Genomic DNA, 26,152 nt, shown 5'->3' with positions numbered 1-26,152 from the left:
AAACCATGACAACAACGATGCTTGATTTGAAAAAACAGTACGCGGCCTTTAAAACCGAAAATCCGAAAGTACGCATCCGCGATGCCGCTCAGCAACTCGGTGTCAGCGAGGCCGAACTGGTGGCCACGGGCGTGGGCGAAACCGCTGTGCAACTGGCGGGCGATTTCCGCGAACTGCTGAAAGACATGCCGACGCTGGGCTACGTGATGGCCCTGACCCGGAACGACAGTGTGGTGCATGAGCGCAAGGGCGAGTACAAGGATGTTTCATTCAACGGACACGTGGGCCTGGTGCTGGGCGAGGATATCGACCTGCGGCTGTTTCTGGCTAACTGGAAATTTGGCTTTGCCGTGCATGAAAACGACCGAAGAAGTCTGCAGTTTTTTGCCCCGGATGGCGAAGCGGTTCACAAAATCTACCTGACGGACAAAAGCAATGAGACTGCCTACCATGCGCTCGTTGGTAAGTACCGGGCCGAACAGCAGGATGGTGTGCTGGACATCGAACCCAAACTGGAAGCTGACGCGCCAACACCCGATGCCGACATCGACGTGGCAGCTTTTCAGCAAGCCTGGCTTGATTTGAAGGATACGCACGAGTTTTTCGGAATGCTTCGGAAACACAAGGTAGCGCGGTTGCAGGCCATGCGACTGGCCCCGGAAGGCTACGCTCTGCCGATCACGATGGAAGCCGTCAAAAAAGTTTTCGCCGAAGTATCGAAAATCGGATTGCCGATCATGATTTTCGTTGGAAACCGGGGATGTATTCAGATTCATACGGGCGAGGTGCGGAAACTGGTGCCGATGGGACCGTGGTTCAACGTGCTTGATCCGCAGTTTAATCTCCACCTGCGCGAAGACCATGTGGCTTCCGCCTGGGTAGTGAAAAAACCGACCACCGATGGCGTCGTCACGAGCCTGGAACTGTTCGATGCCAGCGGTAACCAGATCGCCCTAATTTTTGGGAAGCGCAAACCCGGTATTCCGGAAAAAACCGAATGGCGTGAGGTAGTTGCTTCCACCTTGCCAGCGACCGTATAACACCCTGGCACTGACAGGGCCTACTATTCCCTACCATGCATGTTTTGGTTTTCCGAACGAACATCAACACGGCGCAACGGCTCCACAAAGCCGCTTGCCGGTTGTGCAAGCTGCGCGGAATCTGCCGGTGGAGTGTCGATATGGAAGACCGGGATTGTGTGCTGCGGATCGAAGCGCCGGAGGGCGGATCGGCGCAGCAGTACGAACAAACCATTATTCGAATGCTGACCAAAGCCGGTTTGCAATGCGATGTGTTGAATTGACACAAATTGGAATACACCCCTAGTTATTAACCACCGTGAAAATGACTTTTTTAACCCTTTTAGGACTAGGAATCGGCTTAGGGCTGATTGGAAACCAGCCCCTCCGGGCGCAGGCTTCACCGGTTCAGCAGGTCGAGGATTTACCTGCCGATCCGGCCAGCAACGACCCACAGTCGGGCCGACCACTGGGAGCCACCAATCGATTTACGCTGTTCAGCCTGAAAGAGGGTAAACAGGTACCGAACCTCGATTCGGCCAGTGGGAAATGGGATTTGGGCTTTCGGGCCACCACCCTGATCATCAACGGGGGCGCGGACCGGTCGGGGAAGGGGGGAGCCTACATTTACAACGGAACCTTTGAAAGTCTGGACGCCGTACCCGACAATGCGACGTTTGCCGTGGATGAAAGCCCCGGCAAGCTGGCGATTCCGACCGGTTCGGGCAATGGTTGGTATACCTACGGCGGGGGTGTTATCAGACCCACCGAAAACAAGGTGATCGTCATCCGGACCGCCGATGGAAAGTACGCCAAAGTCGAGATTTTGAGTTATTACAAAGGTGGTCCCGACGGCCCGGGCAGCGAAAGCCGGTATTACACCTTTCGGTATGTGTATCAGCCGGATGGGAGTAAAAAGCTGAAGTGACTACGTTGATCATAGATTCGCTCAAAAACCTACTATCCACACCGTTTCCGACATCATGGACCGCAACGCTTGTTTTATTACGCTGGCTCAGGCCGATTACGGCGAAATTCATCTTTGCCGGGGGTGCCACGCCAACCTCAGTTTCCGGTTTAACAACATTTTTCAGGTCATGATGCCGGAGGAATTTCGGCGGTTGGTCCGGCATGTCGAGTCGGTCGATGCCGATGGCTTCTTCGGGTTGCCGCAGACGGCTTCCTGCGGGGAGAACCGGCGGATTTACCTCGGAACTACCATCGAGCCTTTGTATTTCTGTTTTACCCGGCCGGAATTGGACGACCTCCGGCGTCTTTTACAGGAAGCATACGAACGGCTGAAAACCCTCGAAAAAGCCTGGACCGAACTGAACTGACAACGACAATACAGTAAAAGCTATAGTGAGTAGGATAGAAAAAGCAGGGTCTTTGACGCTGCTTTTTTTTTATCCAACAATACATCAGACTTTTGTTCGTACTTTATGAGGTCAGGAGAAGGTAGACGGGGGTAAACAGACGAAGAAAACCGCCCAGGTCAGTGCCACCTGTCAATTCGCTCCTTTGTGTCATCGATTCAAAAAATATGCATAAACTGTATCCAATCTGGCGATCCACGATCCTGCTTGCCACGGGGTTGGCGTTGGCGATCGCTTCGTGTAAAACCGAAAGTGAGGAGGACCTGAAACCGTCGATGGCCATTCCGCTGGTCTACGATAGCGTGGGCTTTGTGTACAACAGTGAACCACTGCAACCGCTGTTGCGCCAATTTACAGCTTTGATTCAGGAGGCTGAACGGGGCACTCAACGGGGTGTTTACGTATCCGAAGAGTCGCTGAATGCGGCATTTTCGCAGGGAAGTTTCAGCTTGCAATCGGTTACCAGCCCGTATTACACCAGCCGATTACAGGCCTGGAACAACGGTTTTTTTGCCGAACTTTCGAAAGCCAGCGGTAATTCGTTTCACCCGTTCGACCGAAGCTGGGAGGGGGGCGTCTACGCGGGTCATCTGTTTGATGAGTACGGCCTGGAAATACAACAGATGATCGAGAAAGGCATGTATGCGGCCACTTTGTATAACTACGCCCTGTCGCTGACCAATACGGAAATGCGACCCGCCACAGCCGATCAGTTGCTGTTTCTGTACGGAGCGAACCCGGTTTTTATCAACAGCGACAACACCGCCGTCTACGCCAATGCCGACCGGTTGATGGCGGCCAATGCCGCCCGGCGCGACGACGCGACCGGAACCGGCCTTTACAGCCAGACCCGGCAGGCGTTTATCACCCTGAAAACCGCCCTCGATTTGGGCGAAGATTACAATGCCTACCGGGATGAAGCGTTGGCGACGATCAAACTGAATTGGGAAAAAACCAGCGCAGCGACTGTGATTCACAACAGTCACGAAGTCGGACTGCGGTTAACATCCGGGCGTTCCGACGACCAGACGCGGGCCGAGGTGATGCACCTGGTTAGCGAAGCGGCTGGCCTGCTGCACGGGTGGCGAACCATCGATGCCCAAAACAAGCGCATCACCGATTCGCAGATCGATGAGGTGCTGACGCTGCTCAACGCACCCTACGACCGCTCGGCGGCCGTGTACCGGTTTGTGACTAACACCGCCGAAGAACTACCCAAACTTGCGGAAGCCGTCGCCAAACTCCAGGGCATCTACGGGTTTACCAACGACGAAGTCGAAAGTTTCCGCCGAAACTACGTCGCCGATCAGGGAAGGTGAACGTACCCACGGACTAAAGTCCGTGTTTATTCTAACAATTCAAGTTGCTAGGCTTAAAAACACGGACTAAAGTCCGTGGGTACGTTAAAACTACGCTTTCTTCACCAGTTTGTACTCGATATTCGGGTAGCCCCGGACACCGCCGTCGGAAGAGGTGTAGTTGATGAACTTCAGCTTGTACACATTGCCCGCTGCGTCTTTGATGACGTAAAACCGGTCGGTTTTAACCCCCGCTGGTGCACCGGAAGGACCCGCCGACGTTCGCCAGTTACTGCCGATCACGTTGCGGTCTTTTTTGAAGGTGGTTGTGGTAATATTGCTCTCGGCGTAGGCATCGTACGAAACCGTGCTCGTCAGCACTTCGGCGGCTTCAACGCCCCCCAGGTGGTTGATGAACACAAAGTCGGCGTAGGTGTACGGAACCGAGGAGGTCGCGCTCAGGGCGGCTTTATAAGTGGCCAGCGTCCATTCCATGTCCCAGTTTGCTTTTGGCGGTTCAACCTCGACGGCTCCTTTGTCAAACGAAGCGTAGCTGAAATTGCGGCTCGCATCTTTGGCAACATCCAGCGTTTTAAAGGTCGTTTCGGCAATCTGGGCGTATTGCAGCGTGTAGCCGGTGCCTTTTCGCAACACCCGGATTTTGTACCAGGGCTTGGTTGTAGCACCCACGTTGCCCGGATTGACGATGTAGACTTTGTTGTCGGCATCGGTGGCTGAAATGGCTTTGATGACGGTTTTGGTCAGGTCGCCCTCCACATCGTCGACGTTCTCGAAACTGCCCGTTCCCTGGCTCAGCAGCAAGACGCTACGCAAACCGGCGGTGTCGGCGGCTGTCACCTGCGTCAGGTCGGTCTTGGTCAGTTCTTGGGCCGTCGCTCCGGTGGTGCCGTTGATGATCACCCGAAAATCCGTACCGCCGTAGAAGCCCAGATCCCAACTAGCGCGGGCAACCGACGTCTGCACGTTGTTGCTGAAATCGACAAACACCGAGTTGACCGCGTTGGCACCGCCTTCGCCCCCGTTCAGTTTCAGGGATGAACCGGCTGAGACAATGGACGAAAACTTGAGTGTCAGGGCGGTTTTTTCACCCAGCAACACCGGACTCGTGGCTGATTTAAGCGTAAACTTGAGCGTCTCCGAACCATTCAGAAACAGGTTAGCCGCCTTCGTGACTTTGAACGAGCCGGTATTGCTGCCCGCCGGAATTGAAACCGTCAGGCTGTTGTTGTTGGCCGCCGGGGTGGTTGTAAACTGGGTGCCGTAGACAATGCCGGTAGCCGCCAGGTCGATGGTAACGGTGGTAGCGGTTTCGGCTGCGCGGCTTAAGGTTACTTTGATCTCGGTTTCGGCTTTGTCGGATTCAAATCCCTGCTCTGTGGTTTCAAACTGGGCGAGGTTGTCGGGCAGCGGGGGATCGTCTTCGTTACAGGCGTTCAAAACCGTGGCAAAAACCAGCATCAATAAAAAGAAGCGTACTTGATTCATGGGTGTATGGTTTGATTAGAAAAGAGGAAGATTTACTGTTTACTCCAATGGAAATTCAGCCCCAGGAAATAGGAGCGTCCGTAGCTGAGCGGAACCGCCCCGCCTGTGCTGTGCGAACCGCCCACATCGCCGGAGGTGTTGGTGAGCCGTGTCACATCGAAGAGGTTTTTAACCCCGGTATTCAGGGTAATGTATTTCGTGATGGATTGGGTGATTGTGACGTCGGCCCAGTGGTAAGCTGCGATTTCGGCCAGCCGGACTGTCGTGGTGCCGTCGGTTTCGGCCGTGGCCTCGTAGGTCGGTCGTCTGCCGGTGTACTTGTAAAAAAAGCTCACCTTCGTATCGAGCGGTCGCAGGTGGTAGGTCAGGTTGGTGTTGATTTCGGGCGACCACACAAACTCCGGTAAATCGCTTCCGTTTTCTACCAGGCTGTTGTAGCGACCAATGTGTGACAAACCGAGTGTAAACTGGAGGTTTTTGGTGTACAGCGTGTTGTTCAGCGTGCCGCCCGTGGTTTTGAAACGGTCGATGTTGACAGTCATCATCACGCCCGGATTGGCCGGATCGTAACCGTAATCGATCAGGTTGTGGAAGTCGTTGTAAAAACCGGTCAGCGTCGAACTCAGCCGCAGCGTGGTGGTCGAAACCGCCCGCCAGGTGATCGTCCCGTTGAAGCTGTTGGAGTACTCGGCTTTCAGGTTCGGATTGCCTTTGATCGAGTGACTGGCATCGAAAAAATTGAAATACAGTTCGCGCAGGGCCGGGGAGCGAAACCCCCGTGCGTAGGAAAACCGGAGGTCGGTGGTGGAGTGAACGGCGATCTTAGCGTTCAGCGACGGAATCACCGGCGGAGCGTCGTAAACCGAGTTTTTGATGAATCGCAAACCGGGTCGCAGCGTAATGGACGAGGTCGGTTTTAACTCGGACGAAACAAAAAAGGCGTAATCGTTGATCGTCGGTGATCCCAGAATGCGCGCCCCCGAAGCGCCGTCCAGGTTAATGTCGACGCCCGGCTGAAACGAAATCGCCTGCGACAGCTTGTATTGGGCCGTCGCCCGAAACAGTTTGGTATCGAATAACGACACATCCTGCTCCCCCGCGCCGAGCGACAGGGTCCGCCGACCGGTGTTCAGGTCAATGTTGGAGGTCTGTGTCTTCCGGCTGTAATCGGTGTACGACAAAATGGCGTTGAGGTGCCATTGCTCACTGATCCGCCAGTCGCTCTGGAGTTGGTGCGTAAACCGGTTCGTCAGAAATTTCTGATCGCGGGCCTGGTTGGTGTTCACGTTGGCCGCGCCGAGCGCGTGGATGGTTTCGTTCAATGCATCGAGCCGGTACCAGAGGTTGAACGCGTCGGTCCGGTAGCCCAGCTTCGCGTGCCCGAGCCATTGTTCTTTCGGATGCCAGTCTTTGGCGCGGGTGGTCGAGAGGCCCTGCCAGCCGCCGAAGTCGTTGTGAGTGCCGCCCACCGACGCGTTCCAGCCATTCCGTTGCCAGCTTACGCCCAGGTTCTGGTTATGCACGCCTTTGCCGTTCAGGGCTTGATATTCCGAATTGGCGGTTTCTTCCTGAATCCGGGCCGTGACCGACAGCCGTTCGCTGCCCGGTTTTTTGGTGATGATGTTGATGATGCCCGCTAGTGCATCGGTACCGTACGAAACCGACATCGGGCCTTCCACAATCTCGACGCGCTCGATGGTGTTGATGTCGATCTGATTCAGACTCTCGCGGGTATCGCCCCGGTCGACCATCGGCACGCCGTCGAGCAGAATCTTCACGTTGCGGCCCGACATGCCCATCAGTTGAATATCCGAGGTACCGAGTGTCAGGTCGTTGGAAAACCGGATGCCGAGTTCGTTGTTCAGCACGCCCGTCAGGTTCGTAGCGCCCCGCAGTTGAATCCGTTCGCGGTCGATGGTGCGAATCTGATACACCGACTGCCGCAGCGATTGCGGTTCATACTGTCCGGTTACGACTACATCGTCCAGTTGCCGGACCGTTTCTTTCAGCGTAACCGGCTCCAGAACAACGGTTTCTCCGGCTTTGACGTGAATGGGCAACGTTCTGGTTTCCAGTCCCATCCGTTGCATCGCCAGTGTGTAGCGACCTTCAGGCACCTCGAACGAAAAGGCTCCATCGGCTCCGGCTGCGGTGCTAAACCGGCTGGTTTTCAGGACAATGGTTGCGCCTGTGGCCGGTTTGCCGTCCGCCATTAAAACCGTTCCTCGAATCGTCCCGGTTATTTGCGCCCGGCTGAGTATAGACAGTAAATTAAAACCAAGCAAGAGGAAGATGTATTTCATTGCATGCAAATAGGGAATAACTCTGCAATTAATATTTAGACTTAGTATAAATTAATGCAAAGGTAAAAATTGATTTGAGTGTTGCTACAGTTTCGGCAATTTTTTGAAAAATTATGATCTAAAAAGAAACCCGGACGAGTCAGCTTGTCCGGGTTCGTAACCACGGACTTTAGTCCGTGTGAGTTTATAATAACTTCAGGATTTAGAGAACTCACACGGACTAAAGTCCGTGGGTACGAAGCTATTCGTCGCCAGCCTGGTCCTGGGGGGCACCGACGACGGCGATTTTGTAGGGCTTGCCCGAGACGGCGATGGCTGGTTTGGCCGTGAAGTTGCTCCGGAGCACCGGAACGATCTGGTTTTTGACGGGATCGGTCACGTACACAAACCGTTTGGAAATGCTCAGATCCGGTTTTACTTTGGCATCGGTGGCAATAGCATCGACTACTTTTAGATCGCTCAACGCAGTCCCGGTTGCGCTAAAACCTTTCAGCGTGCCATCGGTTAGCAAGGCAAACACGTCGCCGTCGTTCGAGACTTTGAACGTATGCAACTGGTCGGTTTTCAGCACGGTATTGAAGGTATTCGTCGTGAGATCAATCCGATACACGCCCAGTTTGGCCGCAAAGGCGTAGAAGTTTTTCGATCCTTTGTCGTAAACTACCGAGCTCAACCAGCCTGTTCCGAAATCCGCCGGGTACTTGATGAGCCGCTGGGTGCCGTCCTGATTGACCACTAAAATCCCGTCGGTGGTGCCAAAAAGGGCGGTTTGTCCGTCGCCCATGTCGCCGTGAATGCCCGTGACGGCAATAGTCGCTTCTTTCAAAACCGTGCCGTTTTCATCGACAATCCGGACACCCTGGGGAAGCGAACCCGCCACCGAGGGATCTTTTTTCGTAACCGCAAACGTGCCGTTGGCAAAGGCCACCACCGCGCCGTGGTGCGGAACGTCCACTTTAACGACCTTCGCTTTGGCTCCGGCGGTATGTAGCTGGTCCTCCGAGGTCAGCGAAAGCGAGCCGTCTCCATCGTTGAAAACCACAATGCGGTTTCCCTGAAAATACGTGTGCGTCGGTTTCGGGGCGTCGAGGGTGAGGGCGGCCCACTTCGGGGTCCCTTTCACATCGGCATGGTCGCCGTGGTCAACAATCCCGCTGTCGAAAAATTGGACCAGGTTGTTGGTTCCGTTGACAACGGCTGCAAACCGGCCGCTCGCGGTTGGGTAGACGAGGTTGCCCGAAAACCGGGCCTCAAATTTCTCGCTGGTTTGTTTGGCCAGATTCAGCAGCGTGATGGCACCGGTTTCGGCATCGGTAAGCAGCAGGCGGGTAAAAGCTGCTTCGCTGTCGGTCGGTTTGACGGCGTCATCGTCGTCTTTCTGGCAGGCTACCAGCCCGGTTGTCAGCAAGCCAATGACCCAAAGTCTGGATAGGAGTGTAGTTGTTTTCATAGGATCTATAAATGCAATAATGTTGCAAATATAAATTCCTTATTTTTTTAAATGCAACAATGTTGCATAATTATCTTTAAATGTGTCTTAGCGTTCGAAGGTGATGACAAACTCGGTCCAGCCGTCGGGTCCGGTTTTGAGCGAGAACGGAAAACCGTGGTTAAGCAGAATGTCGCGGGTCAGCGTCAGGCCGATGCCCTGACCGTCGGGTTTGGTACTGAAAAACGGATTGAAGAGGTTCGCTTCCAGTTGCGGATCGATGGCTTTGCCGTTGTCGCGGACGGTCAGTTTACCGGTTTCGAGCACCACCTCGGCCATTTGCCCGGCTGAGCAGGCTTCGATGGCGTTTTTGATGATGTTGACCAGCACCTGTTCCAACTGGACCACATCGACCGACACCCGGATCGCATCCGATTGGAAAACAGACTGAAACCGAACTCCTTTCGCATCGGCCTGGGGCTGCATCAACCGCACGACGTTGCGGATCACTTCGGTCAGGTCGGCGGGCCTTTTCTGTGGGGGCGGCAACCGAACCACATCCGCAAACCGGCGCATGAACAGGTTCAGCCGATCATTGCGTTCGATGGCGACCTGAAGCGCGTGGCTGACATCCTCCTGCTCGGGCGCATCCATGTACGTTTTAGTAACATTCAGGATGGAGTTGATGGCACCGATGGAGTTGTTCACTTCGTGCGCCATCATCCGGATGACTTTGCTGTAGGCCTTTTTTTCGGATTCCAGAATTTCGCTGGTCAGTTCTTCGATCAGCAGAAAATCACGCCGGAACCCCCGGTCCATGAAATGAGAGCGCTGAATGCGGTAGGTTTCGACTCCGGCGCCTTTTAAGGTTCGAGTGTTAAACTCGGCATCATTCACAAGTTGCTTGAATAGTGGATGGTCGATTTCGGATAAAAACCGCCCCGTGAGTTGCTCCGCCGGATGTTGCAGCAAATCCACGGCTTTGGGGTTGACGGAGGAAATTCGCTGGTCGAAGTCGAAGATCAGCGTGGCAATCGGGGAGGCTTCGATGAGTTTTTCCAGAAAAAACTGCTGTTCCATTTGCTTGGTGCGCTCCAGCCGAAGCTGGTCGATCATGAGGTTGTACACGTCGATCAGCCCATCGACTTCGCGGTTGCCGGTCGGCACAAATTTGATCGTGAAGTCCTTATCTTTGATGGCTTCAATCCCGGCCGAAATAAACTGGGAAGGCTGCCCGAAGGCCCGGTAAATCTGCACGGCCACTGCCCCGGAAATCAGGACGAGCACTTCCGAAACAATGAACAGCAGCTTGTTTTCCTGGAGCCATTTGAAAATCAGAAAGAGCAAAGCCGCGTGGACGGCGACGATGTAGAGCAGGTATCGGGTGCGCAGGGGGAGCATAGTCTTGAACTGTCTGAACTTGGATTACACGGATTAAGGGATTAACTAGGATATAATTTGACAATCAACCAGCGAACAACGTGACTGCGGCAGCCTCCTAGTTAATCTTTTAATCCGCGTAATCCAAGTTCAGACAATTTAGGACGGCTCATACGGTATTCCGTATTTTTCCAGCCGCCGGTAGAGCGCAAACCGGGTGATGCCCAGGGCGCGGGCCACTTTCGAAACGTTGTTCTGGTAGAGATTCATGGCCCGTCGGATCATCTGGTGTTCGAGTTCGTCGAGGGTGATAGAACCGATTTCGGGCAGGTGGCCGGAGGGTGCTGGTCGGGGGCCGGGGGCCACCTGTTTCTGGAAGTCGGAGGTATCCAGCGTGTCTTTCGTCGAAAGCAGCACCGTTCGTTCGACCAGATTTTTCAATTGGCGGATGTTACCCGGCAGTGCCAGATTCCGAACCCACTTCAGGGCTGTTGGCGATACGGTCAGGTTAGGCCGGTCGTAGATGGTTTTCAGGTTGTTGACAAAGTAATTAACCAAGGACGGAATGTCGTCCGGGCGTTCGCGCAGGGCGGGCAACCTGACGGTGATCAGGTTAATCCGGTAAAATAAATCTTCCCGAAACAGGCCCTTGGCAACCATGTCTTCCAGGTTGCGATTGGTGGCGCAGATGACCCGCACGTCGACGGTTTTGCTCCGGCTGCTGCCCAGCGGTTCGAAGGTGCGGTCCTGCAACACCCGTAGCAGTTTAACCTGGCTTGACAAATCGAGATCGCCGATTTCGTCCAGAAAAATGCTGCCTTTGTTGGCGAGTTCAAACCGCCCGATCCGGTCGGATTTGGCGTCGGTAAAAGCGCCCCGCAAGTGGCCGAAGAGTTCGCTTTCGAACAGCGTCGATGAAATACCGCCCAGATTGACCTTCACAAACGGTTTGCCCCGGCGTCGGCTGTTCTGGTGGATGGCTTCGGCAATCAGTTCCTTGCCCGTGCCGCTTTCACCCGTGATCAAAACCGGTGCGTCCGTCGGAGCGACCCGGCCGATGGTTTCCAGCATGTCGAGCAGTTGCGGGTCTTCGCCCACGATGTGTTCAAAATGGTATTGCTGGTCAAGCCTCCGGCGGTTTTGTGATTGAGGTTCCGCCGGTTTTTGCTGATTCAGGTTCAGAACCGTGCGGACCGACTGGAGCAGGTAGTCATTCTGCCAGGGCTTGGTAATGAAGTCTTTGGCCCCGGCTTTCATGCCCTGCACGGCCAGGTCGATGGTCCCCCAACCCGTAATCAGAATCACCGGAACGGTCGGTTTGCGGGTTCGGATTTGGGTGAGCAATTTCAGCCCTTCTTCGCCCGAGGTTTCGATGGAAAAGTTCATGTCGAGCAGAATCAGTTCCGGCGTTTCCGTGTCGAGCGTGGCCAGGGCCTGAGCGGGGGTGTCGGCCGTCTGCACGGCAAAACCGTCCCTCCGCAGCAGGAGCGAGAGGGAGGTTTGAACCGCAATATCGTCGTCGATGATCAGAAGCATGGGGCGGGGAAGATAGTAAAAGTTGTTACACAGAGTTGATCAGAGGACATCAGAGTAATCAAAGAAATCTCTGTGTACCTCTTCTCTGATCAACTCTGTGTAACAACCAAAAAACGTTATTCCTCATGCAACGCCACCGCCGGTTGGATGTTTGCGGCCTGGCGACTCGGGAAGAGCGCGCAGAGCGTGACGATGCCGTAGATGATCAACACCGACACGGCGATGGCCACCAGGTAAATACCGGCTTCCAGGTCGAAGACGTTCATCAACGGAAACTGGGCCGCGAACAGCAAGCCGATCAATAGGGCAAACGTAGCCAGCACCCAGATTTCGCCGATAAACTGCCCGGAAATGCCGTTGCCGGTAGCCCCCAGTGCCCGGCGCAGGCCAATTTCACCCCGGCGTTTGGCAATGCTCAGGTTCAGGACGCCGAATAAACCCAGGGCCACGTTGATCAGCAGGAAGCTGCACACGATCAGGAAGATGATCACCGGCACCAGCGTCAGGTTTTGCTGGTTCCGGCGCGAATCGGTCAGGTGGTCGACTTCGACGCTCCAGCCGGACACCATCGTCGTGATGTCTTTGACCAGTTTGGCTTCAAATAAAGCATCGGTACCCGGTTTGACCCGAATCAACAACAAATCGTACCACGGGCTTTTGGCGTCCAGCAGTTCAAACAGGGCTGGTTTGTTCGCCATAAATTCTCCTTTCGACTTAAACGTATTGATCACACCGGTTACTTTGAACCGATCGTTGAGAATTTTTCCCAACGGATTTTCGGTTCCGAAAAGTTCTTCCTTTAGCTTTTGATTGATGATCACCGGCGTGTATTTTCCGACACTATCGGCGCTGCGGTACCAACGCCCTTGCACAACGGAAAGGCCCAATGTTTCGGCGAAATGCTCGTCCGTGGCGAAGTTATCGGCCATAACGTTCTTTTTGTTATACTCGATTCCGTTATTCATCGTGCTTTGGGAAAACGGAAAATTGTTGCTCATGCGGGACGCCGATTCGACTTCGGGATACGCTTTGACGCGCTGTAAAACCCGTTCAATTTTTTCGGCCAGTGCGGTCGTATCCTGGTTACTGTTTAAACTGATGGCCCAGGCGTTCTGGTATTCAAATCCCAGCGGTTCGCGGAAATTCCGGACGTTGTAGACGATCAACGAAGTCAGTCCGAACAGGACGAGGAACGAAGCCCAGATCTCCACCAGCACCAGCGCGTGGGTCTTTTTCTTGTTCCAGATGAGTTTGAAGAGGTGACGGATCATGGCAGTTTTGAATGAGTGAATGATAGAATGAGTGAATAAAAAAGGTGAGTGATGCGACACCGACTTATTCACTCATTCTATCATTCACTCATTCAGAATTATGCTTTCAACGCTTCAGCAATGGTGAGTTTGGACATGCGGAGGGCGGGGGCGACGCCGGACAGCAGCCCGAAAACCAGGCAGACCAGGGTGCTGACCGCGAAAACCGTCAGGTTGATGGTCAGGTCGGCGTAGGCAATCCAGCCGCTTTGGTTGATCAGTTGAATGATAATCAGCGTCAGAATCAGGGCGATGGCGCCACCGAGGAACGTGATGAAAATGTTTTCGACGATAAACTGCCACATCAGTGTTCTGACCGGCGCTCCGAACGCTTTCCGGATGCCGATTTCCGACGCCCGTTCCATGATCCGGCTGACGTTGACGTTCACCAGGTTGATGGCCGGAAGACCCATCAGCATGAGCATGATGAAGGCAATGACGCCGAAGAAGATCGTTTTCAGGCTCTTGTTGCCGTCCAGGAAGGTGCCAACAAAGTTATCCAGGTACGGTTCGCTTTTTACTTCCAGAACCGCATACTTAAACCCGTCCTGAACGCCCGGCAACGGAATCCGGCGGATACGGTCCTGGAATTCGTCCTGAACCACTTTTAAATCAGACGCTTTTTTCGCTAGCAAAATGGCCACATAACCGCCCCGCATGCCGGGACGCTGGTAATTACTTTTGGGAGCCGTGTAGGGATAATACACATCAGCATACGTAAAGGGCCGCGTCACCGGGCTGCCTTTGACGACGCCAATCACCCGGTAATGGAGGTTTTCAATCTCCACATCTTTGCCGATAACCGACTCCGTTACCTGGCCGAAATAGTGTTTTTTGAAGTCGTCGGTGATCACAACGACCTGGTCGCTGTTGGCAATGTTCTGTTCGTTGTACGGTTTTCCTTCCAGAAACTCAAACTCCGTCACCCGCCAGAAATCGGCATCGGTGAATTTGGTGTTCAGTTTGATTTTCTGCGAACCCACGTAGGCATTGGAACTGTTGACGAAGGTGCAGATCGTTACCCGTTCGACGGTTTTGAGCGATTTGGCGTATTCGGTCAAAAACCGGAAACTCATCGGCCCCGAATTCCGGGACGTCCGGGCAGAGTCCTGCTGAACCATCTGCATGATGTACAGCGAACGGTCGCGCCGGGTTTCGGGGTAGTGTGTTCCGAACAAATGGTCCAGAAACGAGGTCAGCACCATCAGTACCGTCAGGGTCAGGCTGATGCCAAAGAGCGTAATGAAGGTGTAAAACGGATGCCGAAGCAGCACCTTCCAGGCGATTTTTAGGTAGTTCGTTAGCATTTTATTGAGTGAATGAGCGAATGAGCGATTGAGTGAATCGTTGAGCTACCAGAATCGTGATTGTTGATCTATTCACTCAATCACTCATTCGCTCATTCACAATTTATAAAACCTGGGTGCCGTCGAAAAGCCGGATCAACCGGTGGGTGCGTTTGGCCATGTTTTCGTCGTGGGTGACCATTACGATGGTGGCGCCTTCGTTGTTCAGACTTTGCAGGATGTTCATGATTTCGTTGCCCATCGCGCTGTCGAGGTTGCCGGTCGGTTCGTCAGCCAGGATGATTTCCGGATTGCCGACGATGGCGCGGGCAATGGCGACGCGTTGCTTTTGTCCGCCCGACAGTTGCTTCGGGAAATGCTTGATGCGGTTGCTCAGCCCGACTTTTTCGAGCGCTTCTTTGGCATACGCCTGACGCGGTTTGCCGTTGGTCGAACGGTAAAGCAGCGGAATTTCGACGTTATCGACTACCGACAGGTCGTTGATCAGGTGGAAGCTCTGAAAAATAAAACCGATCTTCTGGTTGCGCAGGTGGGCCAGTTCCTTGTCGCGGTACGAAGCAACGGGCTGCCCGTCCAGTTCGACGGTGCCGTTCGACGGCTGGTCGAGCAGGCCCATGATGTTCAGGAGTGTCGATTTGCCGCAACCCGACGGTCCCATGATGGACACAAATTCCCCCTTGCGAATGGTGAGGTTGATGTTGTTCAGCGCCAGCGTCTCGATGCTGCTGGTGCGGTAGACTTTTTCGATGTTGGTAAGGTTGATCATAGCCGTTTTTGCGTTGGGGAAGAGCATGGGGCAGAGGGCATGGGGCATAGAGTGGTTGACACGCTCTTTGTACTGCGGAGCACCCTTTGCCCTTACCCCTCTGCTAGTTTATCTTTTCGTTTCGTTCAAAATCGTACAGGGTCAGTTGTCGGATGGTGTAAAACGCCGTCCAGTAATCGCGCAGGGCTAGAATGGCATCGCGCCGGGCGCGGTCTTTTTCCTGCAGGGCAATGCCAAGGTCCGTGACGCTCAGGTCGCTCAGGATGAAGCGGTTTTGAGCAATCTCGTACCGCTGCTGCGCAATGCCGTCGGCTTCGGCGGTCAGCTTGACCTGTTGCTGAAGCATCTGGAGGAGCGTTGCCTGCGTATAAATCGCCTGCTCGAAGGTCAGCTTGTCCTGCTCGACCGACTGCGCCGTCAACTGCTGGTTGGCTTTGGCGGTTTCGGTCCGGGCCTGGGCGCGCCCCCAGGTCATGATGGGCAGCACAAACTGGAGCTCCACAAACTCCCGGTCCTGCGGTCGGATGTACACGTCGCCGAGCCGCGAACCCCGGTTGGAAAGGCCAAATGCCGCGTTCAGGGTGGCATTCAAGCCGTTGTCTTTTCGAGCTTTGTCGACATCGCGCTGGGCTTCCAGCGTTCTGCGTCGGAACGCGATAGCGGCCGGGCGGTTTTCGAAGGCTTCTTTCAACGCTTTCGACACGTCGATCGTCACATCCCGGATTTGGGTCGGAACGGCTAGTTCCAGCGCCTGCTCGTTGCGGTAGCCCATGTAGGTCCGCAGCCGCAACGAGGCCACCTCGGCGTTTTGCCGGGCCGACGCATAGTCTTTCTGCGCCGTCAGCACGCTCAGTTGCAGTTGCAGCAGGTCGTTCTGCGAAATCTTGCCTAATTCCAGCTTGTGCCGGGCAATTTTGTACAGTGTATCGTTGTTGCTCAGGTTTTTTTCGGCAATCTGCAAGTTCACCTGGGCCACGAGTAGGTCGAAGTAAAAACCGGTGGCATCGACAGCCACCTGCTCCATCGACTCGATGAACTGCTGGTTGCTTTCGTCGTACTTCAGCGGTTCGATCTTGCGGTCCCACTTCATGGCGTTGAACTGAAACAGCGGTTGCCGGATGCCGATGGAAAACGGAATCCCGTTGTAAAGCCGGTTATTGCGTTCAAAGTCATCAAACCGCTGCAACTGCTTCTGCACAAAAACCGCCCCGCCGGTCAGCGCGATGTTCTGACTCAACGCCAGATTGACGACAGAATTGTTATTCGAAATCGGCTGAAAACTGATCGTGCCGTCGGGTTGTGTAACCGGCGTAAACGACCGTTCGAAGCTCGGAATGTAGCCGTCGAGGCTCAGTTGCGGTTTAAAACCGGCCAGAAACGTGCGGTATTGCCAATAGTTGGTTTGCTTCTGGGTAGCCGCCTGCTTGGCCGCAATGGACTGGGCCTTTGCCATCTGCACTACGTCCTCTAACGTGAGCGGTTGAGCTATGGCAAGCTTCGTGATTCCCAGGAAAATGAGGGCGTAAAAGAACCGCATGGATTCAGGTGTTTCTGATAGGAACACGACCCGGCCGTGTTCCCATCCAGTTCATTTTGTATCGTTGTTGATCGTAATTTCCTGCAAGTGTTCGTATTCGCTCAGGTCGGTGATGATCACCTTTTCGCCGGGCTGGATGCCGCTCCGAATCTCGATGAAATCGAAGTTGGACAAACCGGTTTGCACTTCCCGGCGTTGGGCGACCCCCTTTTCATTCAGCACGTAGACATATTGGAGCTTCTTGCCCTTAAACGCCGGTCCGTTGGCAACCCGCACGGCTTTGGCGGTTTGGCTGGTGACAATAAACACTTCCACTTTCATGTTCGGCCGCAGCGATGCGTGCCGGTTGTCATCCAGTTGGACCACAAACTGCACGACCCCGTTTTTGACCGCCGGTTTTACCTGGGTGATCGTCCCCCGCAGGTTCGTTTCGTTCACTTTTATGATGACCGGCAACCCGGTTTTCACCTGATCGGCGTAGATGTCTGAGCAAGACCCTTCAATTCGAAAACTCCCCAAATCGGCCAGTTTTGCTAGCATTTCGCCTTCGTTGACTGCCGAGCCGATGTTTTCGTTCACCCAGGTCAGCACGCCCGGCCGGTCGGTCAGGATGTTGGCCTGTTTCAGTTTGTGGTCGAGTTCTTTTAGGTTCTTTTCTTCGATTTGAGCCTGTAGCGTCGTTTCTTTCAGGCTGGCGCTCATCGACTGGCGGTTGTACGTCAGGTCGTTTTCGAGCTTTTTCTTTTCCAGTTCGGCAATGCGGAGGTTGTTTTCGGCGCGCGTTACGTCTTCCTGCGTCCGTCCACCGACCTTCTGCAAGCGCCGGGTGTCTTCCAGCTCGGCTTTCAGGCGGTTGATGTTCAGGGACTTGATCTGGTCGTCGGCTTCGGCATCGAAGAGATTTTTGTTCAGCTTCATCCGCAGTTGCTCGATGCTGTTGCGTTTGAGTGCTAACTGGTCCTGCATTTTCTCGAAGTCGATGATGGTTAGAGATTTGTCGAGGTCCAGAATGGCCTGGCCGGGTCGTACCTGGGTGCCGGGCGTGAGCAGCACCCGCCGGATGCTGGCCCGGATGGGGCTGGTGATGATCTGCTCGTAAGCCGGAATGACCTCGCCGGTGGCGTTGAAGGAGTTCTCGACCGGCCCAACCTCCGCCGTCGCTGTCCGAATCCGGCTGGCATCGACGGAGGTTTTCAAGAGATTCCGGAAGAAGAAGATCGCAGCACCTACTACCGCAACTGTCACGAGCGCGACGGTGTAGGTTTTGGTCCGGCTTCGTCGGATGAGTTCGGGGGCTAGTTCTCGGTCCATTAGCGTTGTTTACGTTGCTAAAGGGATTTCAAACGCTGTGCCAGTAATTAATTAATTGATTAGCAGTGTATTAACTTGGAAGGTGATAGAGGAAAGTGTGCGGTTTCGCACGGATTGTGCGGGAGCGAACAGGCCGGGAGATTAGGTGACGTAAAAAGGGGAGCCAAAGCTCCCCTCCGTTTTGAACCATTGTTTCTGCTTTATTATGGATTGGGAATATGGGAACAACCACCCATCAGGGCAATCTTAGCATCCATCCGGCCCCATAGATTCTGATTCTCCAGTTGCGCCACCGTGTAGTTTAACGAAAACTGTTCGTATACCTGGCCTTTTGCGTGGCTTTTACCCGCTTTTATATCTTCACAATACTTTCGTAAAAGATAATTAGGCAGGTAAGCCAGAATCAGTTCCCGATTTCGTCGACCAACGTTTTTGGATTCAACCTCCTGCGAAACCCCGGGGCCAAACCATTGCATATACCGGTCTTGATTGATCAATAATTCACCGGCACCGATAGCGGGATCTTTTATTCTCGAATCATATGGAGCGTCTGCGTGATCCAGATAATAGTTGTCAGACATAAACCAGACTTGGGCATGTTGATAACCGAATACCATTTTCACCGGAATATTAACCGTTCGGAGCAGCATCCGGAGAAAACCGGCTGTTCCGTGACACCCGGCCGTCCAATGCCTCACGCCAAATAAGGGTTGTTCCGGGTTGAACGTGCCAGACAAAATCCGCATCATTGGCGGAGCACCCCGGTATTGCCAGTGAGCTTCCATATTATCGCCACTACTCCGGCCCAAATAATGACTTAGGTTAAACCGGCACCAGTCGATCGCCCGGCTTATCGTGTTCAGCCGATTGGTACTGATCATGTCATGGTCTTTCATAAACTGATAGCTTTTTAAGGGAGGACCCTGGGTAACAAAGCCATGATAGCCATTGCTGATCATATAACCCAGCGGGGATTCATTCCAGTAAAACATTTCCCGGCTGTTAAAAAGCTGAGCGAGTTGTTGTTCTGAATAATTCCTGACCGACCAGTTGACCCGGTTGCCGAGTTCAAGGGCCAGAGAGTGGGCAACGCTGGCCCGGAAATAAGCCCACGCATGCGTAACGGATAAGACAGTAATGGCACTCTCGCCTATCGCGAGCTGATTTTCAGGAACATCCGGTACGTAAATTGAGCTACCTTGCCAGGCTTTCTGGAAGGCGACCCAAAGCTGAGTTTGTTCCAGGGCAGTCCAGGAAGGCCAGGAGCATATCTCGTTGGCGTCCTGCCAGACGATGCTGTTGGCAACGGCGGGATTGGCCTGCAGCCAAGCGAATAAATCCGGCACGGTTGCCGTGATTTGACCGCCAACATCGGCCCATTTTGTGATCAATTGGCGGTTAAGTTCAAAATCGCCTGGTAGTTCCAACCGCAGCAGTTCGTTGATTGCCTTGGCGTCCCGCAGGCTAATACCTGCCACTGATTCGGACTCGGCCCGGTCATAGTGAAAGACAATGTTGTAGGCTCCGGTGGTATTCTTCGAAATCGTGTAGTGGGTTAACCGTGCTTTTTTGCCGATCATCAAATTTGTTGCTGTTGGCTGCGGATCAGTTCCAACCCGTGCTGCCCGAGAACTGGTCCATTCTGGTTGGGGAGAAAGAAGTGCCTTATCGCAAGCCATAAGCACTCCAATCAGGCCCAACATCAAAACAATGCGTTTCATACTCTGGTGATTGTATTTGTTGTCATGAAAGGATTACTGACAGCAAAACTATCTCTACCAGTTGCACAGAAACTGTGTTGAAACAAGGAACTGACAAAAGCAGGAAAAAGGACGATGAAAACATCCTTAAAATGGGTGAATGAGGGAACGGTTAAAATCCTTCTCCAAGAATGGCTGAGAAGGAATCGGAAAAGAGGTTGAACGTACCCACACTGTTAAAATATTATTTCTTCTCTGCCAATTGCACGGTTTTGACATCCACGGTGATCTCTTTCAGGCGGTTGGCGACGGCGTCGGGCATGGACTCCTGGTAGCGGCCACCGAGGTGTTTGGCCAGAAATTTCTCGGCCATCGCCAGCATCGCCATGTTGTTGACGGGCCGCGCAAAACCGTGGCCTTCGTCGGGGGCGCAGAGGTACTCGACCGGAAAACCGCGATCGCGGAGAGCCACCACAATCTGGTCAGACTCGGCTTTGTTCACGCGCGGGTCGTTGGCCCCCTGCACCACCAGCAACGGTGCTTTGATTTTATCGGCCGAAAACAACGGCGACTGTTTCATCAACTGGGCTTTGCCTTCGGGCGTGTTCGGATCTCCCATCCGTTCATAGAACGTTTTACGAACCGACTCCCAGTACGGCGGAATCGAGTTGAGGAGGGTGATGATGTTGGAAGGAGCCACAATGGCGACTCCGGCCGCGTACACATCCGGCGTGAAGGCCAACCCCGCCAGCGTAGCATACCCGCCGTACGAACCGCCCATAATGCCGACGCGCTTTGGATCAGCAATTCCCTGATCGACCAGGTGCTTGACGCCCCAGGTGATATCATCCTGCATTTTTTCGCCCCACTGCTTGTTTCCAGCGTTCAGAAACTGCTTGCCGTAGCCCGTCGAAGACCGGAAATTCATCGACAAAACCGCATAGCCCCGGTTGGCCAGAAACTGGTGGTAAGCGTTATACCCCCAGAAATCGCGCGCCCACGGCCCGCCGTGCGGCACCACCACCAGCGGCAGATTACGAGGATCGCGTCCTTTCGGTAACGTCAGAAAAGCCGGTATTTCGAGGCCGTCGGACGATTTGTACCGTATCGCTTCCATACGCGCTAGGTCGTTGATGGGCAGTTTCGGACGCGGACGATACTGAAACGTCAGCTCCTTGGTTTTGCGGTCGAACAGGAACGTAGCACCGGGGTCAGTATCGCTCGTAGCCGACAGCAGCCAGTATTGCTCGTCGTCCGTGGACGAACCGAACTGAATATCCATGCCCGGTAATTCCCGCAGAATGAATTGAAAGTCCTTTTCAAACGCCTTGTCTTTCCAGTACCGGCGGAGTCTTTCGTCATTGTAAGTCGTAAAAATGGGTTCCCGCGTGACTTCCGAAATCGCCAAACCCCCGAAGTCGACTTTTTTCTGCGGATCGGCCTCCACCGACTGTTCTTTCATCGTGACCGGATTGAACAGCATCAGTTTCATCAGGTCCAGTTTGTCTTTGTTGGTAACGAGGTAAAACCGCTGGTTATCTTTGTGAAAAGCAACGGGGTAGCTGGTTTCGTAGATCGTGGTGGAATAGATTTTCGTCAGCCCGGATTCATCAACCCGCAGGATTTCCGTGCTGCCGTCGGGGGCCGTGCTGGTAGCCAGCCGCAGTTTGTCGTCCCAGTCGAAGACCCAGCCGGTGATGCGGTCGGTATTCTTACGGACGAGCGTTTTTTCGCCCGTTGTCAGGTTCAGTTTGTACAGGTCGTGCCAGGCTTTATCGCGGTCGTTGAGCCCGACATACAGCGTGTTCGGGTCGCTTTTCGGAACGCGGTAAATCACCGCCCGCACGCCGTTTTGGTCGGTCAGGTTGCGGGCTTTGTGTACGTCATTGCCGTTGCCTTCCGCCGGATTGACGGCGTAAATGTGGAAGTTTTCGTTCCCGCCTTTGTCCTGCACGTACAACACGTATTTGCCATCCCGCGACCAGAAGTAACTACCGATAGGCCGCGTCGTGTCGGCGGTGATCGGTTTGGCGGCCGTAAACGGCTCCTCGCGTTTTTTGACCCATATGTTACGCGTACCCTTGTGCGGTTTAATGAATGACATATAGGCCCCATCGGGCGAAAGCTGCGCGCCGGTAATTTCGGGGTCGCCAAAGATCAACTGCCGGTCGATCAGCGCCGGAACCTGGGCCCTGACGGTCGAAACCAGCCAAATGGTGAGGAATAAAAAAGACACCTTCTTCATGCTGAACAGGGAGATGGATAAGGATGAATGGTAAGGTACTAAAAAAACACGGACGAACGGAGAAATCACAAGCCGCAGCCGAAGTGGAATCAAGCGGTTTTTAGTAAAAAGAATCAAACCCGGTAAATCCCGTCTTCCTTAATCACGATTTTCCGGTCTTTGAACAACGCGCCAACGGCTTTTTTAAACGTCTTCTTGCTCATTTCGAGCAGCCGGTAAATCTCGTCGGGGTCGCTTTTGTCGTGAAGCGGCAGAAAACCGCGCTGTTGATCCAGGGCCGCCAGAATTCGTTCCGTGTTGGCTTCGACGTTTTCGTAACCCGGTTTCTGCAAACTGACATCCACCCGGTTATCCTCGCGGACCTGCTTGATGTAACCCGTCAGCCGGTCGCCGGGATAAACGTGCTGGAAAATCTCGTTGGCGTAGACCAGCCCTTTATACCGGTTATTGATAATCACGTTGATACCGAGTTCGGTTGACTCGTAAGCCAACAGCGGCACTTCCTGTCCTTCGTCCAGATTCGGGCGGCCCGTGTCCAGAAACCGATTCAGGCGGCTCGACGCCACCAGCCGGTCGGTTTCGTGGTCGAGGTACAGAAAAACCGTATACCAGCGTCCCACCTCCATCGGCCGGAGCTGCTCCCGGTACGGCACGAGCAAATCTTTTTCCAGGCCCCAGTCCAGAAAAGCGCCCACCCGCGTGACCGACACCACCTGCAAACGGGCGAATTCGTTGCGCTTGATTTTCGGCGTCAGGGTGGTGGCAATCACCCGGTCTTCGGAGTCGGTGTAGAGGAACACGTCGATGTCGTCACCGATGGCTAGTGTTCGGGGAACGTACTTGTTGGGCAGCAGCACGTCGTTGCCTTCGTCGTCGCCCAGAAAAACCCCGACGCTGGTTTCCCGCAGCGCCCGGAGCGTATTAAATTTTCCAAGGTGTAGCATTCGATCTGATTTTGGAGCCGTTACTTACTTTGCCGCGCGGCCCAGGCATCCATTTTGCGTTCGAGCACATCAAGGGGCATACAGCCGTCTTTCAGGAATTCGTCGTGAAAAGCCGCCAGACTGAATTTGTCGCCCAGTTGCTGCTCGTATTTAGCCCGCAGTTCCCGGATTTTCAGGGCACCGATTTTATACGACAGCGCCTGCGCCGGAATCGCCATGTACCGTTCAATTTCGGCCACCGCGCCGTCTTCGGCAATCGGTTCGTTGTCCATCATGTACTGAATCGCCTGTTCGCGGGTCATCTGTTTGGTATGTAGGCCCACGTCAACCACTAGCCGGATCGCCCGGTGAATCTCGTCGTTCAGCGCGCCCATGTATTGATACGGGTCGGTGTACAGGCCCAGTTCGCGGCCCAGCGACTCGCAGTACAGCGCCCAGCCTTCGCCGTAGGCGCCGTACCAGGCAAACCGCCGGAATTTGGGGAGATCGGTGTTCTCCTGCTGTAACGAAATCTGGTAGTGGTGGCCCGGAATGGCCTCGTGCAGAAACAGCGACTCCATGCCCGAGGTCACGTTGAATTTCGTGGCATCCGGAATCGGAACGTAGAAAATACCGGGGCGCGTGCCGTCGGCCGAACCCGGATTGTATTCGGCGCTGGCCGATGCTTCCCGGAACTTTTCGGTCTGCCGGATTTCGAATTTCGACTTCGGCGTCTGGGTAAACATCGTTTTCAGGTTCGGCTCAATCTTAGCCAGAATGGCGTTGAAAGCCGCCAGAACCTCTTTCGGCTGTTTGTACGGATACAGCTTCGGGTCGGTTTTGAGATGGGTAAAGAATTCTGCGAGCGTGCCTTTGAAGCCCACCTGCGCTTTCACTTTCTCCATCTCCGACCGAATCCGGGCCACTTCCTTCAGGCCGGTTTGGTAGATTTCTTCCGGGGTTTTGTCGGTCGTTGTCCAGGTTCGCACCAGAAAACCGTACAACTCCTTGCCCTTCGGTACCACGTCAATGCCCGAACTCGTCCGGGCTTTGGGCAGGTACTCGTTTTTCAGAAAATCGCCCAGTTTTTGATACGTCGGTACGATTTCTTCGCGGATGGCTTTTTGATAAGCCGCCGTCAGCCGGTTTTTATCGGCTTCGCTGAAATCTTTCGGCAGGTTGTTGATGGGCCCGTAAAACAGGCTTTTCGTCGGATCGGTCACGACCAGGTCGGTCATCTGCGGAATCATCTTAACGACCAGGCTTTTCGGCCAGATCATCCCGTTGGCCATGCCCTTCCGGAAGTTCGCCACCGCCGTGTCGCCCCAAACCCGGAAGGCCGACACCCGTTTCAGCCAGTCGTCGTAATCCTTGACGGTTTTGAACGGCTGCGCTCCGGCTCCGCTGCCTAATTGCCCGAACGTCAGCGTCAAGCCCTCAAACTGCGAAAACGGTACCTGTTCGAGGTGGTAGTTGAATTGTTCGAGTTGCAGTTCCAGTTCGCGCTTCAGAATGTCGTACGAAATCCGGTCCTGCTCCGACAGTTTTTCGCGATCAAAACCGGTCAGTTTTTCGAGCGTGTTGGTGTAGAACTGTTTCGTCTGGTCGAGAAATTCCTGGGAAATACTGTTGGGCAACTGGTCGTTGTACCGGTTGTCGCCCTGCATGGTCGCTTCCAGCGGGAACAGCTTCAGGCGTTCTTCGTAATAGTCATCGACGGTTTTGGCAAAATCAGTCGACGGGTTCTTTTCGTCGTTTGTCGTGGAGTTACAGGCCATAACGGTCGCCAGGAATAGGGCGGCTAGTAGAATCTTGTTCATCGGCAAATCGGATTCGGTAGCGAAAGGTAGCAAGAAACCGGGAGTAGAGAAAGGACTGGAATGGCCCTTTTTCGGGAAGTGCGGTACTGAATGAGACTTAATTCCGGTACGCCATAGGGGAAACTAGGGAGAAACGGGTCTTTTGTATACATTTACTGAACTACACGTAATCGACAAGCCGTTATGCAAGTTACATTATCGCCTGCGCTCACGCGGACGGACGGTATTCCAACCTACATCTACGCGGTGGTGCTCTCCTCGCTCTGCATCGTATGGGGACTCCTCTGGGACATTATGTGGCACATGAGTATCGGCCGTGACGGGCTGTTTGCTCCTCCGCATCTGCTCATGTACGTGGGGGCTGTCGTCGCCGGATTGTTTTCGGGCTTCAAGATTTTGCAGCTTACCTTCGACCGCCGTAATCCTGAACGGGATTCCTCCGTGCGGTTTTGGGGTGTTTTTCACGGATCGCTGGGGGCTATGTACTGCGTCTGGGGGGCGCTGACAATGTTGACCTCGGCCCCGTTCGACGACTGGTGGCACAACACCTACGGCCTGGATGTCCAGATTCTGACTCCTCCACACACGGTTTTGCTGGTCGGCATGATGACGGTGCAGTTTGGGGCGATGATTGGAGTACTGGCCCTGCAAAACCGGTATTCCAATCCGTCGGTGGACCTGTATGACAACAACCCCCAACAGGCCCAGCGACTCAAAATCATGTTCACGATTGCCGCCGGGCTGTTGCTAAGCATTCTCTATACGATGCTGGCCGAAAAAATGGGGCCGTGGGCCTCGCATCATTCGTCGGCCTACATTGCCATGGGCATTGCGTTCCCGTTCTTTCTGCTGGCCGTGGGCCGGGCGTCGTCGTTGCGGTATCCGATTACCCTGACAGCCGCCGTTTACATGCTGACGATGCTAATTCCGAGCTGGATTCTGCCGCTTTTTCCGGCAACGCCCCGGCTGGGGCCAGTCCTGAATCCGATCACGCATTACCAGGCCTTTTTGTTTCCGCTGGCGCTGGTGATTCCCGGTTTTGTGCTCGACAAACTGCTGCACCGGTTTGGCAACGGTCGACTGAACGACTGGCTGCTGGCGGCCCTCACCGGCACGGCGTTCGTTCTGGTGATCGCAGGGGTCCAATGGTATTTCGGCGAATTTCTGCACACCTCGCCGTATGCCCGAAACTGGTTTTTCTTCTCAGATTCCATGTCGTATGACGACGATCCGACTTGGCCTTACCACCACCAGTTTCATCCATACTGGCTCGAATCAATGCCTGATTTTCTGAAAGGCATCGGCATCGCCATCGGGTGCGCCATCCTGTCGGCGCGGGTCGGGCTGCTCTGGGGCAACTGGATGAAACGGGTGCAACGGTAGGGA

20 protein-coding genes are annotated in these 26,152 nt (G+C 54.2%); 6 read left to right on the top strand and 14 right to left on the bottom strand.

Annotated features, from left to right (window positions below):
* The first annotated feature begins 5 nt into the window (after positions 1 to 5).
* From ACO2Q8_RS22685 to ACO2Q8_RS22665, 5 genes are all read left to right on the top strand, one after another.
* Entirely contained in the window at positions 6 to 1,040 is a 1,035-nt protein-coding gene (locus ACO2Q8_RS22685) for a hemin-degrading factor (protein WP_423347156.1), read from the top strand.
* A 35-nt stretch (positions 1,041 to 1,075) separates the two neighbouring features.
* Positions 1,076 to 1,303 (top strand): hypothetical protein, encoded by a 228-nt coding sequence (locus ACO2Q8_RS22680; RefSeq protein ID WP_423347155.1) that lies wholly within the window; start codon positions 1,076 to 1,078, stop codon positions 1,301 to 1,303.
* A 41-nt stretch (positions 1,304 to 1,344) separates the two neighbouring features.
* The gene (locus tag ACO2Q8_RS22675; protein ID WP_423347154.1) at positions 1,345 to 1,947 is read left to right on the top strand and encodes an HmuY family protein; all 603 of its coding nucleotides are present in this window, start codon (positions 1,345 to 1,347) and stop codon (positions 1,945 to 1,947) included.
* A gap of 55 nt (positions 1,948 to 2,002) precedes the next feature.
* Positions 2,003 to 2,356, top strand: a complete 354-nt coding sequence (locus ACO2Q8_RS22670) for a DUF6686 family protein (RefSeq protein ID WP_423347153.1) — start codon at positions 2,003 to 2,005, stop codon at positions 2,354 to 2,356.
* 206 nt (positions 2,357 to 2,562) lie between these two features.
* Positions 2,563 to 3,714, top strand: a complete 1,152-nt coding sequence (locus tag ACO2Q8_RS22665; RefSeq protein WP_423347152.1) for a hypothetical protein — start codon at positions 2,563 to 2,565, stop codon at positions 3,712 to 3,714.
* A gap of 90 nt (positions 3,715 to 3,804) precedes the next feature.
* On the opposite strand, the gene ACO2Q8_RS22660 is transcribed toward ACO2Q8_RS22665, so the two are convergent.
* From ACO2Q8_RS22660 to ACO2Q8_RS22595, 14 genes are all read right to left on the bottom strand, one after another.
* Positions 3,805 to 5,199, bottom strand: coding sequence for an HmuY family protein (locus tag ACO2Q8_RS22660; RefSeq protein ID WP_423347151.1), 1,395 nt, complete (start codon positions 5,197 to 5,199; stop codon positions 3,805 to 3,807).
* 32 nt (positions 5,200 to 5,231) lie between these two features.
* Positions 5,232 to 7,502 (bottom strand): TonB-dependent receptor, encoded by a 2,271-nt coding sequence (locus tag ACO2Q8_RS22655; RefSeq protein WP_423347150.1) that lies wholly within the window; start codon positions 7,500 to 7,502, stop codon positions 5,232 to 5,234.
* Positions 7,503 to 7,743: 241 nt separating this feature from the next.
* Entirely contained in the window at positions 7,744 to 8,952 is a 1,209-nt protein-coding gene (locus ACO2Q8_RS22650; RefSeq protein WP_423347149.1) for a hypothetical protein, read from the bottom strand.
* Positions 8,953 to 9,039: 87 nt separating this feature from the next.
* Positions 9,040 to 10,332: a sensor histidine kinase gene (locus ACO2Q8_RS22645; RefSeq protein ID WP_423347148.1), complete on the bottom strand. Its 1,293-nt coding sequence runs from the start codon at positions 10,330 to 10,332 to the stop codon at positions 9,040 to 9,042.
* Between the two features lie 138 nt (positions 10,333 to 10,470).
* Positions 10,471 to 11,847 (bottom strand): sigma-54-dependent transcriptional regulator, encoded by a 1,377-nt coding sequence (locus ACO2Q8_RS22640; protein ID WP_423347147.1) that lies wholly within the window; start codon positions 11,845 to 11,847, stop codon positions 10,471 to 10,473.
* A gap of 116 nt (positions 11,848 to 11,963) precedes the next feature.
* The gene (locus ACO2Q8_RS22635; protein WP_423347146.1) at positions 11,964 to 13,118 is read right to left on the bottom strand and encodes an ABC transporter permease; all 1,155 of its coding nucleotides are present in this window, start codon (positions 13,116 to 13,118) and stop codon (positions 11,964 to 11,966) included.
* A 98-nt stretch (positions 13,119 to 13,216) separates the two neighbouring features.
* Positions 13,217 to 14,464, bottom strand: a complete 1,248-nt coding sequence (locus tag ACO2Q8_RS22630) for an ABC transporter permease (RefSeq protein WP_423347145.1) — start codon at positions 14,462 to 14,464, stop codon at positions 13,217 to 13,219.
* Between the two features lie 103 nt (positions 14,465 to 14,567).
* Positions 14,568 to 15,230: an ABC transporter ATP-binding protein gene (locus ACO2Q8_RS22625; RefSeq protein ID WP_423347144.1), complete on the bottom strand. Its 663-nt coding sequence runs from the start codon at positions 15,228 to 15,230 to the stop codon at positions 14,568 to 14,570.
* A gap of 103 nt (positions 15,231 to 15,333) precedes the next feature.
* Entirely contained in the window at positions 15,334 to 16,767 is a 1,434-nt protein-coding gene (locus ACO2Q8_RS22620; protein ID WP_423347143.1) for a TolC family protein, read from the bottom strand.
* Positions 16,768 to 16,818: 51 nt separating this feature from the next.
* Positions 16,819 to 18,078 (bottom strand): efflux RND transporter periplasmic adaptor subunit, encoded by a 1,260-nt coding sequence (locus ACO2Q8_RS22615; RefSeq protein ID WP_423347142.1) that lies wholly within the window; start codon positions 18,076 to 18,078, stop codon positions 16,819 to 16,821.
* Positions 18,079 to 18,281: 203 nt separating this feature from the next.
* Complete coding sequence (locus ACO2Q8_RS22610; protein ID WP_423347141.1) at positions 18,282 to 19,799, bottom strand: hypothetical protein; 1,518 nt, start codon at positions 19,797 to 19,799, stop codon at positions 18,282 to 18,284.
* Between the two features lie 223 nt (positions 19,800 to 20,022).
* Positions 20,023 to 22,023 (bottom strand): S9 family peptidase, encoded by a 2,001-nt coding sequence (locus ACO2Q8_RS22605; RefSeq protein WP_423347140.1) that lies wholly within the window; start codon positions 22,021 to 22,023, stop codon positions 20,023 to 20,025.
* Between the two features lie 113 nt (positions 22,024 to 22,136).
* Positions 22,137 to 22,967 (bottom strand): CvfB family protein, encoded by an 831-nt coding sequence (locus tag ACO2Q8_RS22600; RefSeq protein WP_423347139.1) that lies wholly within the window; start codon positions 22,965 to 22,967, stop codon positions 22,137 to 22,139.
* A 20-nt stretch (positions 22,968 to 22,987) separates the two neighbouring features.
* Positions 22,988 to 24,766: a DUF885 domain-containing protein gene (locus ACO2Q8_RS22595; protein WP_423347138.1), complete on the bottom strand. Its 1,779-nt coding sequence runs from the start codon at positions 24,764 to 24,766 to the stop codon at positions 22,988 to 22,990.
* Positions 24,767 to 24,949: 183 nt separating this feature from the next.
* Between ACO2Q8_RS22595 and ACO2Q8_RS22590 the strand changes: the two genes are divergently transcribed.
* The gene (locus ACO2Q8_RS22590) at positions 24,950 to 26,149 is read left to right on the top strand and encodes a hypothetical protein (protein WP_423347137.1); all 1,200 of its coding nucleotides are present in this window, start codon (positions 24,950 to 24,952) and stop codon (positions 26,147 to 26,149) included.
* Positions 26,150 to 26,152 lie beyond the last annotated feature (3 nt).

The sequence above is a fragment of the Larkinella sp. VNQ87 genome (assembly GCF_049445795.1).
GTDB lineage: Bacteria > Bacteroidota > Bacteroidia > Cytophagales > Spirosomataceae > Larkinella.
This window is presented reverse-complemented; position numbering and strand designations above follow the sequence as displayed.